Source organism: Streptomonospora halophila (assembly GCF_039542725.1).
GTDB classification, from domain to species: Bacteria; Actinomycetota; Actinomycetes; order Streptosporangiales; family Streptosporangiaceae; genus Streptomonospora; species Streptomonospora halophila.
This window is the reverse complement of record NZ_BAABIK010000008.1, coordinates 161,216-178,027: the sequence shown is the minus strand read 5'-3', so window position 1 is coordinate 178,027 and position 16,812 is coordinate 161,216. Positions and strand designations below refer to the sequence as shown.

Annotated in this window: 17 protein-coding genes; 5 read left to right on the top strand and 12 right to left on the bottom strand. The window is 74.5% G+C overall.

Annotation, left to right across the window (positions count from 1 at the left end; all coding sequences use genetic code 11):
• From ABEA15_RS09560 to dhaM, 7 genes are all read right to left on the bottom strand, one after another.
• On the bottom strand, positions 1–211 hold a 211-nt coding region (locus ABEA15_RS09560), incomplete at its 3' end, for a hypothetical protein (protein WP_345556334.1).
• 139 nt (positions 212–350) lie between these two features.
• Positions 351–959, bottom strand: a complete 609-nt coding sequence (locus ABEA15_RS09555; protein WP_344143361.1) for an energy-coupling factor transporter transmembrane component T family protein — start codon at positions 957–959, stop codon at positions 351–353.
• The gene (locus ABEA15_RS09550) at positions 956–1,729 is read right to left on the bottom strand and encodes an energy-coupling factor ABC transporter ATP-binding protein (RefSeq protein ID WP_345556333.1); all 774 of its coding nucleotides are present in this window, start codon (positions 1,727–1,729) and stop codon (positions 956–958) included. Before ABEA15_RS09550 ends, ABEA15_RS09555 begins: the two co-directional genes overlap by 4 nt.
• Positions 1,726–2,406, bottom strand: a complete 681-nt coding sequence (locus ABEA15_RS09545) for a biotin transporter BioY (RefSeq protein ID WP_345556332.1) — start codon at positions 2,404–2,406, stop codon at positions 1,726–1,728. The genes ABEA15_RS09550 and ABEA15_RS09545 overlap by 4 nt, the downstream gene beginning before the upstream one ends.
• 93 nt (positions 2,407–2,499) lie before the next feature.
• Positions 2,500–3,567: a lactonase family protein gene (locus ABEA15_RS09540; RefSeq protein ID WP_345556331.1), complete on the bottom strand. Its 1,068-nt coding sequence runs from the start codon at positions 3,565–3,567 to the stop codon at positions 2,500–2,502.
• A gap of 190 nt (positions 3,568–3,757) precedes the next feature.
• Entirely contained in the window at positions 3,758–7,711 is a 3,954-nt protein-coding gene (gene hrpA, locus ABEA15_RS09535) for an ATP-dependent RNA helicase HrpA (RefSeq protein WP_345556330.1), read from the bottom strand.
• Between the two features lie 132 nt (positions 7,712–7,843).
• A complete protein-coding gene (gene dhaM / locus ABEA15_RS09530) occupies positions 7,844–8,251 on the bottom strand; it encodes a dihydroxyacetone kinase phosphoryl donor subunit DhaM (RefSeq protein WP_344143366.1) in 408 nt (135 codons plus the stop codon).
• Between the two features lie 74 nt (positions 8,252–8,325).
• Here dhaM and dhaK point away from each other — a divergent pair, with 74 nt between their 5' ends.
• Positions 8,326–9,324 (top strand): dihydroxyacetone kinase subunit DhaK, encoded by a 999-nt coding sequence (dhaK, locus tag ABEA15_RS09525; RefSeq protein WP_345556329.1) that lies wholly within the window; start codon positions 8,326–8,328, stop codon positions 9,322–9,324.
• Positions 9,325–9,514: 190 nt separating this feature from the next.
• The gene (gene dhaL / locus ABEA15_RS09520; RefSeq protein WP_344143368.1) at positions 9,515–10,138 is read left to right on the top strand and encodes a dihydroxyacetone kinase subunit DhaL; all 624 of its coding nucleotides are present in this window, start codon (positions 9,515–9,517) and stop codon (positions 10,136–10,138) included.
• Positions 10,139–10,213: 75 nt separating this feature from the next.
• Here dhaL and ABEA15_RS09515 read toward each other — a convergent pair whose 3' ends face one another.
• The 3 genes from ABEA15_RS09515 to ABEA15_RS09505 all read right to left on the bottom strand — a co-directional run bounded on the left by ABEA15_RS09515 (position 10,214) and on the right by ABEA15_RS09505 (position 12,359).
• A complete protein-coding gene (locus tag ABEA15_RS09515) occupies positions 10,214–11,230 on the bottom strand; it encodes an LCP family protein (protein ID WP_345556328.1) in 1,017 nt (338 codons plus the stop codon).
• Positions 11,231–11,471: 241 nt separating this feature from the next.
• Positions 11,472–11,798 carry a hypothetical protein gene (locus ABEA15_RS09510; protein ID WP_345556327.1) on the bottom strand — a complete coding sequence of 109 codons (327 nt, stop codon included), beginning with the start codon at positions 11,796–11,798 and terminating at the stop codon, positions 11,472–11,474.
• Positions 11,799–11,933: 135 nt separating this feature from the next.
• Entirely contained in the window at positions 11,934–12,359 is a 426-nt protein-coding gene (locus ABEA15_RS09505) for an Hsp20/alpha crystallin family protein (protein WP_344143552.1), read from the bottom strand.
• A gap of 119 nt (positions 12,360–12,478) precedes the next feature.
• Between ABEA15_RS09505 and ABEA15_RS09500 the strand changes: the two genes are divergently transcribed.
• A complete protein-coding gene (locus ABEA15_RS09500; protein ID WP_345556326.1) occupies positions 12,479–13,279 on the top strand; it encodes a DnaJ C-terminal domain-containing protein in 801 nt (266 codons plus the stop codon).
• Positions 13,276–13,566: a MerR family transcriptional regulator gene (locus ABEA15_RS09495; RefSeq protein WP_344143373.1), complete on the top strand. Its 291-nt coding sequence runs from the start codon at positions 13,276–13,278 to the stop codon at positions 13,564–13,566. The genes ABEA15_RS09500 and ABEA15_RS09495 overlap by 4 nt, the downstream gene beginning before the upstream one ends.
• A gap of 12 nt (positions 13,567–13,578) precedes the next feature.
• On the opposite strand, the gene ABEA15_RS09490 is transcribed toward ABEA15_RS09495, so the two are convergent.
• Positions 13,579–14,115, bottom strand: a complete 537-nt coding sequence (locus ABEA15_RS09490) for an NUDIX hydrolase family protein (RefSeq protein ID WP_344143374.1) — start codon at positions 14,113–14,115, stop codon at positions 13,579–13,581.
• 321 nt (positions 14,116–14,436) lie between these two features.
• Here ABEA15_RS09490 and ABEA15_RS09485 point away from each other — a divergent pair, with 321 nt between their 5' ends.
• Positions 14,437–15,522, top strand: coding sequence for an S-(hydroxymethyl)mycothiol dehydrogenase (locus ABEA15_RS09485; protein ID WP_344143376.1), 1,086 nt, complete (start codon positions 14,437–14,439; stop codon positions 15,520–15,522).
• A 58-nt stretch (positions 15,523–15,580) separates the two neighbouring features.
• On the opposite strand, the gene ABEA15_RS09480 is transcribed toward ABEA15_RS09485, so the two are convergent.
• Positions 15,581–16,765 (bottom strand): MalY/PatB family protein, encoded by a 1,185-nt coding sequence (locus ABEA15_RS09480; RefSeq protein WP_345556325.1) that lies wholly within the window; start codon positions 16,763–16,765, stop codon positions 15,581–15,583.
• Positions 16,766–16,812 lie beyond the last annotated feature (47 nt).

The window sequence follows — 16,812 nt, the reverse complement described above, 5'->3', positions numbered from 1 at the left end:
GTGCCCCGCCCCGGAGCGCGGCGGGCGGCGCGGCGCCGTCCGGCTCGTCGGCGGGCGCGAGGACGCGGGTGCGGCGCCGCGGGAACGCGAGCTGCGGCAGCGCCCATGGAGTCGGCCGCCGCCCTACGGTGCCGCGCTCCGGCGGGTCGCCCGGCTCGCGCGGGACACGGGGCGGCATATGGGGCCGGCCGCCGGTCGGCTGCCGTCGCACCGCTCGTCCTCCACCGTCGCACAGGCGCCTGGCGCACCGGAGCGCCCGCGGTGGACACGGGCCTATCGCGGAGGAAGCCGCTCCGGCCGCCTGGGATGCACCGAATATGCCATTCGGGGCGGCTTCGCGCCAGGGCGGTTCAGTCGATTCCGCGAGCGGTGAGTGCTTCGCCCAGCGCGTCCGCGGAGCGCAGCAGGCCCACGATGACCGGGACCACCATCACGTGGGGGCGGCCGCGCAGGCCGCGGGCGACGTAGGCCTCGCGGGAGGTCCGCCAGGCCGAGGCGACCAGCGGGATGCAGCGGACGGTCAGCGCGAGCACCAGCGCCACCCGCCGGGGGTTGGCGCCGAAGCGGGCCAGCGGGCGCGCCAGGCGCTCGAACAGGTCGAGCATCTCGCTGACCCGCGTCGAGGCGGTCACCAGGCCCGCGAGCAGCGCCGCCGCGACCAGTTGACCGCACACCCGCGCCGCCGACGGCCAGTCCCCCGCCAGCCACTGGAACAGCGCGATCGCGGCCAGGAAGGGCGCCAGGGCGCGCAGGGTGCGCAGTGCCGGGCGCACGCCCACCCCGCACAGCGGGTGCAGCAGGGCGGCGGACGCGGCCGCCGCCAGCGCGACGGCGGCGTTCGCGGCGGCCACCACGGCGCCCACGGCCAGCACCAGGCCGAGCAGCTTGGCGCCGGCCGGCAGCCGGTGCAGCACCGCCCGGCGCGAGCGCGGCGGGACGTAGAGCCCGGCCGTGCTCATCGCCGGAGCCCGCCTCCCGGAGCCGGCGGAGGCGTGCCCGCGCCTCCCTCGGCGCCCGCAGCGCCGTCCCCGGGGCGGCTGCCGCGGGCCTCCGGCCGCATCAGCGAGGTGTAGTGGGCCACGGCCTCGGCCGGGGCGCCGTCGAACACCACGCGCCCCTCGTCCATCACCAGCACCCGGTCGAACCCGGCCAGGCTGTCGAGGTTGTGGGTGAGCAGCACGACCTGCTGCGGCAGAGCGCCGAGCGTCTCCTCGATGACCGCCGTGTTGCGCAGGTCCAGCAGCGTGGTCGGCTCGTCGCACACCAGCACCTGCGGCTCGGTGACCAGCACCGACGCGAGTGCGAGCATCTGGCGTTGGCCGCCGGAGAGCAGGTGCGCGGGGTGGTCGCGGTGGCCGGCCAGGCCGTGGCGCTGCAGGACCGCCTCCACCCGCGCGCTGCGCTCGGCCGCGCTCAGCCCGCTGCGGCGCAGGCCGATGGCGACGTCCTCGGCCACCGTGGGCATGACGATCTGCGCGGAGGCGTCGGAGAAGACGAAGCCCACCCGGCGCCGGATCTCGCGGGCGTGGCGGCGGGTGTCCAGCCCGTCGACCAGCACGCGGCCGGAGTCGGGCAGCACCAAGCCGTTGAGCGTGCGGGCCAGGGTCGACTTCCCGGAGCCGTTGGCGCCGATGACGCCGATCCGGTGCTCGCTCAGCTCCAGGTCGACGCCGCGCAGCACCGCGCGCCCGTCGTAGGCGTGGGAGACCCGCTCCAGCCGCAGTGTCATTCCGCGCGGTCCCGCGGGTCGCCGGAGTCGGGGGCGGCGGAGTCGGAGGCGTCCGCGCCACTCGCATCGGCGTCCTCGCCGGCGCCGGCCGTGACCGGCCGTCCGGCCGGCGGCACCGGGTAGGCCCGGTGCACGGCCGCGGCGATGCCCGCCGCCAGCGCGGCCTTGGCCAGGTCCCCGGGCAGGAACACGCCCGCTCCCGTGATCAGCCCCAGCAGCTCGTCGCCGAGGGCGACCGCGCTCCAGGGCACGCCGACCAGGTAGACCACGCCGATACCGCCGACGATGTTGATGCCCAGGCCGCGCCAGAACCGGTAGCGCGGCAGCATCAGGTTCACCAGCAGGCCGATGACCAGGGCGCCGAACACCCAGCCGAGCATGTAGCCGCCCGTGGGGCCCAGGAACGGCGCCGGCCCGCCGCGCCCGCCGGGCAGCAGCGGCAGCCCGGCCACGACCAGGGCCAGGAAGGTCAGCACCACCAGCGTCCCGCGCTTGGCGCCGAGCAGGCTGGGGGCGAGCATCACCCCGAGCGTCTGCAGCGTGATCGGCACCGGGCCGACCGGAATGGCCACGGGCATGCTGAGCACGGCCAGCAGCGCCGCGAACACGCCGATGAGGGCGATGTCGCGCGCGGTCAGACCGCGGTGGCGGACCCGGTTCTTCGGGGCCTCGGACATGGGGGTCCCGTCCTCTCGTGCGTGTTGGCGGGGAGCTGCCCTCCCCATTGTCGGTTATGCCGAACGATGCACGCCGCTCCGCCCGGCCCCTGGCTAGGCCGGCAGCACGCAGGCCGGGTCGCTGACGGTGAGGCGGTGGCCGGTGTCCGCCGGGATGCCCCGGGCGTCGAGGCGCAGTGTCGACAGCTCGGCCGACTTCTGGTTGGCGACGACGATGTGGCCGTCGGTGATCGCGAAGTGCCGCGGCCAGGCACCGCCGCACGGCGTCTCGGCGATGCGGCGCAGGCCCGTACCGCCCCCGGTGATCTCGAAGGTCGCGATGGTGTCGGCGCCGCGGTTGGACACGTAGACCAGTCGGCCGTCGCCCGACAGCGCGACCTCGCCCGGGTGGTTGGGGCCGTCGTGGCCGCTGGCGGCGGCGTCGGCGACGGGCACCGCCCGCGCCCGCTCCGGGTCCCAGGACAGGACGTGCACGCGCGAGTCCAGCTCCCCGGCCACGTACAGGTGCCCGTTGGGGTGGACGGCCATGTGGCGCGGCCCCGCTCCCGGCACGAGGCGGGCGGCCACCGTCAGCGGGCCCACCGGATCGGCCGCCCGCGGGTCGAAGGCGTAGCAGCGCAGCTCGTCGGTGCCGAGGTCGGCGACCAGCAGGTGCCGGCCTCCGGGCGCGATCGCCGCGGAGTGGGCGTGCGGCTGCTCCTGGCGCGCGGGGTTGGGGCCGTGTCCGGTGTGCTCCAGCACCGCGACGGCCGCCCGGGGCGCCCCCTCCTCGTCCAGCGGATGGACGCTGACGCGCCCGTCGGCGTAGTTGGCGGCCACGACGTGGCGCCCCTCGGGGTGGACCAGGACGTGGCAGGGCGAGGCCCCGCCCGTCGAGACGCTTGCGATCCCGGTCAGCGCGGGAGCGCCGCCGGTGCCGGCTTGCCCGCCGACGGCGAACGCGCCGACCGCGCCCCGGTCGCACTCGCTGACGGCGTAGAGCACGCCGCCGCCGGGGTGCGCGGCAAGGAAGGAGGGCCCGGTGGTGCGGACGGCCGCCTCGCCTCCGCTCAGCGCACCGGTGGCGGGGTCCAGCCGGGCGCGGTGGATGCCGGCCCCGGCGGCCTCGGGATCGGCGTCGGGGGTGTAGGTCCCGATCCACAGCAGGCGGGATGCGGTCATGGATGCCCTTTCGGTCGGTTCGGATGCCGGTGCGGGTCGCCGGAGGGGCGACCGGTGCGGGCGGCCGGGCTCCGGCACCCCGGTGCACGCCCGGCCGGCGCCCGCCTGGCCTTCCGCCCGATTATCCGGTTTCCACCGTCTCGGCCGAGCGCGGAGGCGCGCCGCCGGCGGCCGGAGCGCGCCCTCTCCGTCAGCTCCGGGCCGCCTCGATCGCCTTGAGGATCCGCTTCTCCGACACCGGGTAGGCGGCGCCCACCTCCTGCGCGAAGAGACTCACCCGGAACTCCTCCAGCATCCAGCCGATCTCGCGGACGTCGGCGTCCTGGCCGCGGCCCGGCGGGAGCTCGCCGAGCAGCTTGTCGCGGGCCTGGCGCATCTGCTCGACCTTGGACATGTTGACCTGGTCGCGGCGCGGGTTCTCGGGCATCTTCGCCAGCCGGTACTCGACGGCCTTGAGGTAGCGGTGCACGTGCGGCAGCCGCGCCAGCCCGGCCTCGGTGACGAAGCCGGGGCGTACGAGCCCGGCGATCTGGCCCTGGATGTCGTTCAGCGACGGCAGCACGGCCAGGCTGGTGGTGCCCTTGAGCCTGCGCCCGAGGTCGTGCGCGGTCTGCAGCACTCGCGCCGCGCCCGACACCGCTTCGTCGAGGGTGTCGGCGAGCTCGGCGCGCACGTACTCGCGCAGGGCGGCGAAGGCCGCGGGGTCCCATTCGCCGCCGTCCGCGGAGGTGAGCGCCTCCAGCCCGCCGCGGGCGGCCATCAGCGCGTCGGCCGCGCACTCCAGGCAGTCCGCGAACAGGGCGGGCACGCCGCCGTGCGGGTTGTGGCTGAGGGCCAGCTTGGTGCGGTTGTCCAGGCCGCGCTGGACCACCGCCGCCGGCGAGGGCACCTGCAGGAGGAGCAGCCGCCGCACGCCGCGCCACATGGCCTGGCGCTGCTCGGCCGCCGAGTCCAACAGGCGGACGGCGACGGTCTCGCCCTCGTCCACCAGCGCGGGATACCCCTTGACGGTGGGACCGGCCGAGCGGCGCTCGAACACCCGCTGCAGCGGGCCGAAGTCCCAGTCGTCCAGGCCGGAGCGCTCGATGTCGCGCGCCTCGGCCGAGATGGCCTTCTGCAGCCGGGGCTTGAGCCGTGCCCGCAGCGCCGCCAGGTCCTTCTCCTCGGCCAGGGTCTGCTGGCCCTCGCCGACGGCGCGGAAGGTGATGCGCAGGTGGTCGGGCACCTTCTCCCAGTCGAAGTCGCCGGGGCCGATCCGCTCGCCGCTCATCGTGCTCAGCTCGCGGGCCAGCGCCTGCGCGAGCGGCTCGGAGTAGGGCGTCAGCCGGCCCAGCACCGCGCGTGCGGTGTCGGGCACGGGCACGAAGTTGCGCCGCAGCGGCTTGGGCAGCGACCGGATCAGCGCGGTGACGAGGTCCTCGCGCAGGCCGGGGATCTGCCAGTCGAAGCCCTCCTCGGCCACCTGGTTGAGCACGGTCAGCGGCACGACCGCGGTGACGCCGTCGGCGTCGGTGCCGGGCTCGAACTGGTAGCCGAGCTCGAACGCGAGCTCGCCCTGGCGCCACCGGTCGGGGTAGTCCTGTTCGCTGACCCGGGCGGTGCCCTCGTTGATCAGCATCGACTTCTCGAAGTTGAGCAGGTCGGGCTGCCGTCGCCGGACGCGCTTCCACCAGGTGTCGAAGTGGGCGGCCGAAACGGCCTCGGCGCCCACCCGCTCGTCGTAGAACTGGAACAGCGTCTCGTCGTCGACCAGGATGTCGCGCCGGCGGGCGCGGTGCTCCAGGTCCTCGACCTCCTCCAGCAGCTTCCGGTTCTGGTGGAAGAAGCCGTGCTGGGTGTTCCAGTCGCCCTCGACCAGCGCGTTGCGGATGAACAGCTCGCGCGAGACTCCGGGGTCGATCGAGCCGTAGGCGACCTTGCGCTGGGCCACCAGCGGCACCCCGTAGAGGGTGACCCGCTCGTAGGCCATGACCGCGCCGCGGTTCTTCTCCCAGTGCGGCTCGCTGTAGCTGCGTTTGACCAGGTGGGAGCCGAGCCGCTCGGCCCACTCGGGCTCGATGCGCGCGACCATGCGCGCCCACAGCCGCGAGGTCTCGACCAGCTCGGCCGCCATGACGTAGCGGGGCTGCTTCTTGAACAGCGAGGAGCCGGGGAAGATCGCGAAGCGGGCGCCGCGCCCGCCCAGGTACTCGTGCTTGTCGGGGTCCTTGAGGCCGACGTGGGACAGCAGCCCCGCCAGCAGCGACACGTGGATCTCGCGCGGCGCGGGAGCGGAGGTGTTCAGCGTGGCGCCGTCGGCCTTGACGACCTGCTTGAGCTGGCTGTAGATGTCCTGCCATTCGCGGACGCGCAGGTAGTTCAGGTACTCGTCGCGGCACATGCGCCGGAACCGGTTGCCCGACAGCACGCGCTGCTGCTCCTGCAGGTAGTCCCACAGGTTCACGAAGGCCAGGAAGTCCGACTCCTTGTCGGCGAAGCGGGCGTGCTGCTCGTCGGCGGCCTGCTGCTTGTCGGCGGGGCGCTCGCGCGGGTCCTGGATCGACAGCGCCGCCGCGATGATCATGACCTCGCGCAGGCAGCCGTTGTCCTCGGCCTCCAGCACCATGCGGCCCAGCCGGGGGTCGACCGGCAGCTGGGAGAGGCGGCGCCCGATCGGGGTGAGGCTCTTGCCGGGGTCGGGCTCGCCGGGGTCGAGTGCGCCCAGCTCCTGCAGCAGGTGCACGCCGTCCTTGATCTGGCGGCGGTCGGGGCCGTCGACGAACGGGAAGGCGGCGACGTCGCCCAGGCCCAGCGCGGCCATCTGCAGGATGACCGAGGCGAGGTTGGTGCGCAGGATCTCGGGGTCGGTGAACTCCGGCCGGGCGAGGAAGTCGTCCTCGGAGTAGAGCCGGATGCAGATGCCCTCGGCGACGCGGCCGCAGCGGCCCTTGCGCTGGTTCGCCGAGGCCTGGGAGACCGGTTCGATCGGCAGCCGCTGCACCTTGGTGCGGTGGCTGTAGCGCGAGATGCGGGCGGTGCCCGGATCGATGACGTAGCGGATGCCCGGCACCGTCAGCGAGGTCTCGGCGACGTTGGTGGCCAGGACGATGCGGCGCCCGCTGTGCGGGGCGAAGACCCGGTGCTGCTCGGCGGCGGAGAGGCGGGCGAACAGGGGCACGATCTCGGTGTCGCGCAGCCTCCGCTTGTGCAGCGCGTCGGCGGTGTCGCGGATCTCGCGCTCGCCGCTGAGGAACACGAGGACGTCGCCGGGCCCCTCGGCCTGCAGCTCGTCGACCGCAGAGCAGATCGCCTGGGTCTGGTCCTCCTGCTCGGACTCCTCCTCGACGGGGTTGTAGCGGACCTCGACGGGATAGGTGCGCCCGGACACCTCGACGATCGGGGCGTCGCCGAAGTGGCGCGAGAAGCGCTCGGGGTCGATGGTCGCCGAGGTGATGATCACCTTCAGCTCGGGGCGGCGCGGCAGCAGCTGCTTGATGTAGCCGAGGAGGAAGTCGATGTTCAGGCTGCGCTCGTGCGCCTCGTCGATGATCAGCGTGTCGTAGCGGCGCAGCATCCGGTCCTGCTGGATCTCGGCCAGCAGGATGCCGTCGGTCATCAGCTTGACCAGCGTGTCGTCGCCGGAACGGTCGGTGAAGCGCACCTTGTAGCCCACGGCCTCGCCGAGCCGGGTGTCGAGCTCCTCGGCGATCCGCTCGGCGACGGTGCGCGCGGCCAGCCGGCGCGGCTGGGTGTGGCCGATGGCGCCGTGCACGCCGCGCCCCAGCTCCATGCAGATCTTGGGCAGCTGGGTGGTCTTTCCGGAGCCGGTCTCGCCGGCGACGATGACGACCTGGTTGTCGCGCACGGCCGCCGCGATGTCGTCGCGGCGCGCGCTGACCGGCAGCGCCTCGGGGTAGTCGATCGCGGGCACGGCGGAGGCGCGGCGGTCGACACGGGCCTGGGCGGAGTCGATCTCGGCCGCGATCTCGGCGGCGATGCCGGCGCGCTTGCTCTCGGTGCGAACCTTCTGCAGCCCGTCGATACGGCGGCGCAGGCGGTGCCGGTCGGCGAGCATCAGCGGGGCCAGGCGCCGGCGGAGATCGCGGAGCTCAGGGTGGTCGATGCCGGAACGGGAGCCGGAGGGAGCCGCAGACGACGTTTTCATACCGCAGTCCAGGATAAGCGGCCGCGCAAAAGGTTTTCCCGCCTCGCGGCCGCAGCCTGCACCGCGGCCCCTCCGCAGGCCCCCGCGCCGCCCCGGCGGCGCCCGCAGACGCGGGGCCGCCCTCCGCGGGCCTCAGGCCGGGAACTTCGCCTGCCCGCGGGCCTCGCGTGCCGCATCGGCGACCGCGGACAGCTCGCCGCCCGTCGCCGCGGTCACCGCCGCGGAGACCGCGCCTTCGACGAAGGGGGCGTCCACGACCACCACGTCCTCGCGCGGCTCGTCCTCCAGCACCAGCCGCGCCGTGAGCACGGCGCTGCCGATGTCGGGCAGCACCACCACGCCCGCGCCCGAGTCGGCCTCGGCGATGGCCGCGCTCACCCGCTCGTAGGAGGTTCCGAGCCCTCCCTCGTCCGTGCCGCCGGCGCAGAAGACACGCCCGCCCGCCGAGCCGAGCTGGTCGATCAGCTCGCGCAGTCCTTCGGCGAGTTTCCCGCTGTGCGACACGAGCACGATCCCGACAGTGGAGCCGCTGTTTTCCATGGGGATCTAGGCTACTCATCTGGAAGCGCGCTGCGGCGCATATCACCGCCGAGGCCATCGCGGGAGCGAGTCGTATGAAGAAGTTCCTCAACACCGCCGACACCTACCTGACCGACGCGCTGGCCGGATTCGCGGCCGCCCACCCCGACCTGTCCGTGAACCTGGAGTCCCGCGTGGTCACACGCGCCCGCGGCGCGGTGCCGGGCAAGGTCGGCCTCGTCTCGGGCGGGGGCTCCGGCCACGAGCCGCTGCACACCGGCTTCGTCGGCGAGGGCATGCTGGACGCCGCATGTCCCGGGGAGATCTTCACCTCACCGGTTCCCGACCAGGTCGTCGAGGCGGTGCGCGCCGCCGACAGCGGCGAGGGCACCGTGCTGATCGTCAAGAACTACACCGGCGACGTGATGAACTTCGAGATGGCCGCGGAACTGGCCGGCGAGGAGGGCCGGCGGGTCGAGACCGTGCTGGTCGACGACGACGTGGCGGTGGAGGACTCCACCTTCACCGCGGGCCGGCGCGGCACGGGGGCCACGCTGCTGGTGGAGAAGATCGCCGGAGCGGCGGCGGCGCGCGGGGACGCCCTGGAGGAGGTGGCCGCGATCGGCCGCCGCGTCGATGCCGCGTCGCGCTCCTTCGCGGTGGCGCTGACCGCCTGCACCACGCCCTCGGCGGGCCGCCCGGGCTTCGACCTGCCCGAGGACGAGGTCGAGGTGGGCGTGGGCATCCACGGTGAGCCGGGCCGGCGCCGCGAGAAGCTGCGCTCGGCGAGCGAGATCGTCTCGGACATGGTCGACGCGGTCCTCGACGACCGCCCGCTGGAGTCGGGCGCGGAGGCGATCGTCGTGGTCAACGGGATGGGCGGCACGCCGCTCAGCGAGCTGTACCTGGTCTACGGCGAGGTCGCGGCGCTGCTGGAGGAACGCGGGGTCTCCATCGTCCGCAACGCCGTCGGCGACTACGTGACCAGCCTGGACATGGCCGGCTGCTCCATCACGGTGTGCGAGGCCGAGGAGGGCTTCACGGACCTGTGGGACGCCCCCGTGAGCACACCGGGGCTGCGGTGGGGGATCTGAGGGGCCTCTCGCCGAACGCGGACGCCCCGGGCGGCGCAGGCGCGGGCCGCCGCCCGGAGTGCGCCGAGGCCCGGCCGGGGCGCGCTCCGGCGCCGCGGCCTGCGACGCCCGGCGGGTGGCACCGCCGCCGCGGCGGGGCATGCTGTGTGGGGTAGGCGACGACACACATGACGAGGGTTGGGAGACGCCGGTGGACATCGAACTCGCGCGCGCCTGGGTGCGGGCGATCGGGGCGGCCGTCGAGCGCGACCGGGAGCGGCTGGGCGAACTGGACGCCGCCATCGGGGACGGCGACCACGGGGCGAACATGCAGCGCGGCTTCGCGGCGGCCGTCGACGCCGTGGGCGCCATGAGCCCCGAGTCGGTCGGCGCCGTGCTGACCAAGACCGGCACCACCCTGGTATCGAAGGTCGGCGGCGCCTCGGGGCCGCTGTACGGCTCGGCCTTCCGCGCCGCGGGCAAGCGGCTGGCCGCCGAGCGCGCCGAAACCGAGGAGGTCGGCGCCGCGCTGTCGGCCGCACTCGAGGAGGTGCGCCGGCTGGGCGGCGCGCAGGCCGGCGACAAGACGATGGTCGACGCGTTCGCGCCGGCCGTGGACGCGTTCACGCGGGTCGCAGGCTCCGGCGGCCGGCTGGACGAGGCCGCCCGGGCGGCGGCGGACGCGGCCGACGAGGGCCTGCGCGCGACCGAGCCCCTGCAGGCGCGCAAGGGCCGCGCGTCCTACCTCGGCGAGCGCAGCGTCGGCCATCTGGACCCGGGTGCGGCCTCCACTGCACTGGTCTTCCGCGCCCTGGCCGAGGCGGCCGGGGCCTGAGCGGGGGCGCAGGCGCCTCCGTCGGGTTCCGGCGCGCTCCCGCCGGTCCCGCCCGGGCCGGGCGCGCCGCCGGTCTCAGCCCAGCCGCTCGGCGTCGTTGGCCAGGCCGTGCTTGTCGATGTAGGCCTGCAGCCGGTCCTCCTCCAGCGCTTCGAAGAGCCCGTCGTTGACGGATTCGTCCAGGCGCAGCACGTTCCGGCCGTCGATCCACGCGGGCTCGGTGACCGCCAGGGTCGCGAAGGTCATCCGCTCGGGCCCGGTGTCGAGCAGCCGCAGCGCGGCGGCCCGCAGCGTCGCGGCGTCGGCCTGGTCGTCGACGGCCATGGACTCGCTGGCGGCCGTCAGCAGGCGGTCGAGCCGCTGCGGGTCGGAGGCCAGGTCGGACTCCGCGGCCTTCTCGGCCATCGCGTTGAGGAACACCTGCTGGCGCTCGACACGGTCGATGTCGCTGCCGGAGAGGCCCTTGCGCTCGCGGACGAAGCGCAGCGCCTCCTCGCCGTCCATGTGGTTCTCGCCCGCCGGCCAGTGCCAGCCGTTGGTGGGGTCGTGGATCGCGTGCGGCAGGTCCAGCGTGACACCGCCGAGCGCGTCGACCATCCGCTCGAACCCGTGGAAGTCCAGGGCGGCGAAGTGGTCGATCGCGACGCCGCTGAGCTCCTCGACCGTGCGCACGAGCAGTCGGGGACCGCCCTGCCGATAGGCGTCGTTGATCTTGGCATTGCCGTGGCCGGGCACCTCGACCCACGCGTCGCGCGGAAAGGAGACGGCGAAGGCGCGCTCGGAGTCCTCGGGCATGTGCAGCAGGATGATCACGTCGGAGCCCGACTCGCCGCTGCGCCACTTGCCGACCGTCGCATCGCCGCGCAGGTCCGAGCCCACCAGCAGCCAGTTCTCACCGGGGTCGGCCTCGGCCGAGGCGCGGTTCGACGGCAGGGCGCCGACGATGCGCTCGATGTTGTCGTCGTAGGTCTCCGTGCGCCACAGCGCCACTCCGCCGGTGGCCGCCACCAGAACGACCACGGCCGCGAGCGCGGAGAGCGCTACACTGCGCGCGCGGTGCCGCCTGCGGTGCCTGCTGCGGGACTCGCCCATACCGCCGCCTCGATCGGATCGCTACGCAGGACCTCGATTGGCCTCGGTTGTCAGCATTCCCGGTGTTGTGCGGCTCTCACCCGATTTCACCCGTTTCAGGGGCGAGCCGGATTGCGACTTTGCGGACCGCCACTTCAGCGCTCCACCGCGCTCGCCCCGGCGCCTCGGGTGCGCCGCACCGCGCGCTCCGCGGCGGCGGCCGCGGCCGCCGCCGCGGAGCGCCAGCGCGGCCCGCACCGCTTCAGCTCGCCAATCGGGCCGGCTCGCGTCCCAGGCGGCCCCACAGGACGCGGGAGAGGTTCTCGTCGAGTTCGCGGACGGTCGCGGCGGCCGGGGCATCGACCGGTCCCCGGACGCGCGAGTCGGCCGCCACCCGGGCCACGGCGGTGCGCAGGCGCTCCAGCCGGGGGGCGATCCCGGCCGGGTCGCCGCCGAGGGCCTCCTCGTAGCCCTTCAGCGCGTGCAGCAGGTCGAGCAGCCGCAGGTGGGCGGCATCGGTCGTGGCGCCGCGCAGCGCGTACTCGACGGCGGCGCGGGTCTTTCGAAGCGTGTTCGTCGTCGCGGACACGGGTCTCCTTTCGTCGCGGCGGCACTCTTGCCGCTGCCGGAAAGCTCTCGGACGCCGCTCGGCCGGCGCGGACGCGTCAGGCGGGACCGGTCGGGCGAACCTCCGGCCCCGCCTTCGCGGTCTGCCCCGCGGGTGTCAGGCGCTGATCCGGCGCGCCTGGTCGCCTCCGCTGACGTTGATCTTGCGGGGCTTCGCCTGTTCGGCGACGGGGACGCGCAGCGTGAGCACACCGTCCGCGTAGTCGGCGGCGATGTTGTCCGCGTCCAGGGTCTCCCCGAGGAACAGCTGCCGGGAGAAGGTGCCCGACGGCCGCTCGGCCGCGACCATCTCCCGTCCCTGCTGTGCGGTGTCGGCCCGTTCGGCCCTGACGGTCAGCACGTTGCGCTCGATCTCCAGGTCGATCGAGTCGGGCCGGACTCCGGGAAGGTCGAAGTGGATCACGAAGTGGTCGCCGTCCCGGTAGGCGTCCATGGGCATCGCCGCCGGACGGGCGGTGTCGCCGAGCAGGCGCTGGGTGATGCGGTCGAAGTCGCGGAAGGGGTCCGTACGCATCAGCATCATGGTCACCTCCACTGTCGAATGCATAACCTGATGCGAAGAGACGCAGGTTTTATACCACGGCTGGTGGAGAATAAACACCTCGAACGCAAAAGAGAGTTCAACTCGGGGAGGGAAGGAACATGTCCTCTTCGGAGGACCCCTACACGGTTCTGGGGGTGGACCGCACGGCGAGCCGGGAGGAGATCTCCCGCGCCTTCCGCGCGCTGGCCCGGAGCCGCCACCCCGACTCCCCGACCGGCGACCGCGACTCCTACGCCCGTATCCGCGACGCCTACGAGGCGCTGTCCCGGGGCCGCGCGGACGCAGACGGCGAGGCCGGCGCAGGACCGGAGCGGGGCGTGTCGATCCCGGTGCGGGTGCGCCGGCCCCGTCCCCGGCGCGGGCGCGACGCACACGCCGAACTGCGCGTCGAGCTGGCGCAGGCCGTCTACGGCGGTACGGCCTCCCTGCACGCGGCCGGCGGCGCCCGCCTGGAGGTCGCCGTGCCGCCCGGCACCGGCGACGGCGCGCGACTGCGGCTGCGCGGTCGCGGATCGGCCGGCGCGCACGGCGGGCCGCCCGGCGACCTGGTGGCGACCGTGCGGGTGGCCGCGCACCCCGTGTTCCGCCGCGACGGCGACGACCTGCGTGCGCCCTTGGTGCTCGGCTACGCCGAGATGGTGCTCGGCACCGAGGCGCGGGTTGCGGCGCTGGACGGATCGGAGATCACCGTGGCCGTGTGCCCGGGTACGATGCCGGGCAGCACCGTGCGCGTACCCGGCCGGGGTGTGCCCGCCCGCGCCCCCGGCGCCTCGGCCGGCGCCCTGCTGCTGGAGGTGACCCTGGACGTGCCCGCCGGGCCCCTGACCGGTGACCAGCGTGCCGCGCTCCACCGGCTCAGCGGTCTGCTCCCCCCACCGCGAAAGGCCCCCCGCCGATGACCGCCGACGGCCGCCCCGGTCCCGACCGGGCCCTCTACACCATCTCGGTCGCCGCCGACCTCGCCGGGATCGCTCCCCAGTCGCTGCGGCTGTACGAGCAGCGCGGACTGCTCTCCCCCGCGCGCACCGACGGAGGCACGCGCCTGTACAGCGACAACGACATCGCCCGGCTCCGCCGCATCGCCGAACTGGCCGAGGAGGGGGTCAACCTCGCCGGCATCGCCCGCATCCTCGACCTGCAGGAGGAGAACACCCGCCTGCGCGGCGCCGGCGGCGGAGCCGGCTGAGCGCGCCCGCCCTCAGGGGACCAGGCCGACGTGGGCCAGCGCCTGGCGCAGCAGCACGCCCTGCCCCCCGCTCATCTCCTGCTGCACGCCCTCGCCGGCCGCCTCCTCCGGCGAGAACCACACCAGGTCGAGCGCGTCCTGGCGCGGCCGGCAGTCCCCGGTGACCGGCACGACGTAGGCGAGTGAGACCGCGTGCTGCCGGGGGTCGTGGAAGGGGGTGATACCCGGGGTGGGGAAGTACTCGGCCACGGTGAACGGCTGCGGCGAGGCGGGCACGTGCGGCAGCGCCACCGGCCCGAGGTCCTTCTCCAGGTGGCGCAGCAGGGCGTCTCTGAGCCGCTCGTGGTAGAGCACCCGGCCCGAGACCAGAGCGCGGCTGATGGAACCGTCGGGCGCTACTCCCAGGAGGAGGCCGACGCTCGCCACCGAACCGGACTCGTCGACGCGGACGGGCACCGCGTTGACGTAGACGATGGGCAGCCGTCCGCGCGCATCCTCGATATCGGTGCGGGAGAGCCAACCGGGCGAGGTGTCCGTCGTTTCTGTCATGGCAACCTTCCTACCCTGTCGGCCCCGCGGGCACCGACGGGTGCCCCGGCTCACACCCGCACCGTGGCTCCCGCCTGCAACCGGCCGGCGGGCCGCGCCCTCGGCGCGGCCGGGCGCGGCCGGCCGGAAGTCGGCGCCGGCCGGGAAAACGGACCGGGGGCGCGGATCTCCTCCTCCGCACGGGTGGTAGACGCGGTGGCGCCGACTGGCCACCATGGCCTCAGGGAGGTGCGGGGCGCGGGGTCCCGCAGCGCTCGCCCGCTGCCTCGGCGGCGAAGCACGGCATCAGGGCAAGGCGGCAACGAAAGAGGGCATGGCCGGATGACGCAGGAAGTGCGCGGAGTCGTCGCGCGGACCAAGGACGCACCCGTCGAGATGGAGACCATCCTCGTTCCCGATCCCGGCCCCGGAGAGGCCGTGGTACGCGTGCAGGCGTGCGGGGTGTGCCACACCGACCTGCACTACAAGCTGGGCGGCATCAGCGACGAGTTCCCCTTCCTGCTCGGCCACGAGGCCGCGGGCCTGGTGGAGGCGGTCGGCGACGGGGTCACCGAGGTCGCGCCGGGCGACTTCGTGGTGCTCAACTGGCGCGCGGTCTGCGGGCAGTGCCGTGCCTGCAAGCGCGGCCGCCCCTGGTACTGCTTCGACACCCACAACGCCGCCCAGCCGATGACGCTGACCGACGGTACGCCCCTCTCCCCCGCCCTCGGCATCGGCGCCTTCTGCGACAAGACGCTGGTGGCCGCGGGCCAGTGCACCAAGGTCGACCCCGAGGCCCCGCCCGGCGTCGCCGGGCTGCTCGGGTGCGGGGTGATGGCCGGCATCGGAGCGGCGATCAACACCGGTGCCGTGGGACGCGGCGACAGCGTCGCCGTCATCGGGTGCGGCGGTGTCGGCGCGGCGGCGGTCGCCGGAGCCCGCCTGGCCGGTGCCGCCCGCATCATCGCCGTCGACCTCGACCGGCGCAAGCTGGAGTCCGCCGCCGGACTCGGCGCCACCCACACCGTGGACGCCGGCGAGCAGGACCCCGTCGAGACGGTGCGCAAGCTGACCGGCGGGTTCGGCGCCGACGTGGTCATCGAGGCCGTAGGCCGCCCCGAGACCTACCGGCAGGCGTTCTACGCCCGCGACCTGGCCGGCACCCTGGTCCTGGTGGGAGTGCCCACGCCGGACATGACGCTGGAGCTGCCGATGCTGGACGTGTTCGGCCGCGGCGGCTCCCTGAAGTCGTCCTGGTACGGCGACTGCCTTCCCAGCCGCGACTTCCCGATGCTGATCGACCTCTACCTGCAGGGCCGGCTCGACCTGGACGCGTTCGTCTCCGAGACCATCCCGCTGGAGGGCGTCGAGGACGCCTTCACCCGCATGCACCACGGCGACGTGCTGCGCTCGGTCGTCCAGCTCTGAGGCGGTGCCGCGCCCCCGTCCGCGCGGGGGCGCGGCAGCGCCGCGCGGGCCCGGGCGCTCAGCCGGAGCGTTCGGCGCCCGGGCCCGCGACCGCGGCGATTTCGGACACCAGCCGACGCAGGATGGGCCGGGGCGTGGCGAAGTTGAGCCGGGCGAACCCGCGCCCGGGCGCACCGCAGTCGGGGCCGTCGACCAGTACGACCCCGGCGCGCTCGTGCAGGACGCGGCCCGGGTGGTCGCCCAGCCCGAGCCCGCGGAAGTCCAGCCAGGCCAGGTAGGTGCCCTCCGGCGGGGTGTAGTCCACCCCGGGCAGGTGCTCGGCCAGCAGATCGGCCAGTTCGCGCCGGTTTCCGTCGAGGTAGTCCACCACCCCCTCCAGCCACGGCCCGCCCGCGGTGTAAGCGGCGGTGGCGGCGGCCACGCCGAAGTTGCCCGCGCCGTGGGCGAGCACGGGTCCGATCTCCGCCATGACAGCGGCGTCGCCGGGGTTGCTCACGATCAGCTGCGCGCACTTGAGACCGGGCACGTTCCAGGCCTTGGATGCGGAGGTCGCGGTCAGCGCGTGCCGGGCGGCCGCCGGCGAGACCGACGCGTAGGGCACGTGGCGGTGCCCGGGGTAGGTCAGCGGCGCGTGGATCTCGTCGGCGAAGACGCGGCCGCCGTGCCGTTCGACGACCTCGGCCACCTCCGCGAGCTCTTCGGCGGTGAAGACCCGGCCGAGGGGGTTGTAGGGGTTGCACAGGGTGAGCAGGTGGCCGCCCGCGCGGAAGGCGCGGTCGATCGCGTCGAGGTCGAAGACGTGGCGGCGGCCGTCATGGGCCATGGGGACCTCGATGATCTCGCGGCCCAGGCTCTGCGGAACGGTGAGGAACGGCATGTAGGCCGGGGTGGGCAGGATGACGGGGCTGCCCGGGCGGGAGAACCGCTCGACGGCGGTCTCGAAGCCCTTGACCACGTCGGCGGTCGGGTGCACGTCGGCGGGGTCGACGCTCCAGCCGTAGCGGTCGTGCTGCCAGTCGGCACAGGCGGCGCGCATGGCCGCCACGGCGCGCGGCGGCAGGTAGCCGAACTCCATGCGCTCGACCGCGGCGTGCAGCGCCTCGGTGATCGGCGGCGCGGTGCCGAAGTCCATCTCGGCGATGAACGCGCCGAGCGTGTCCTCGCCGTGCAGCGTCCACTTGATGCCGCCGCGGGAGCGGAGGCCGTCGACCGTCACCGCGTCGAACTCGCTCGCCAGGGTCACAAGGCGTCCTTTCCGGCCGGGGGCTGCCCGCGGACGCCGGGGGGCGG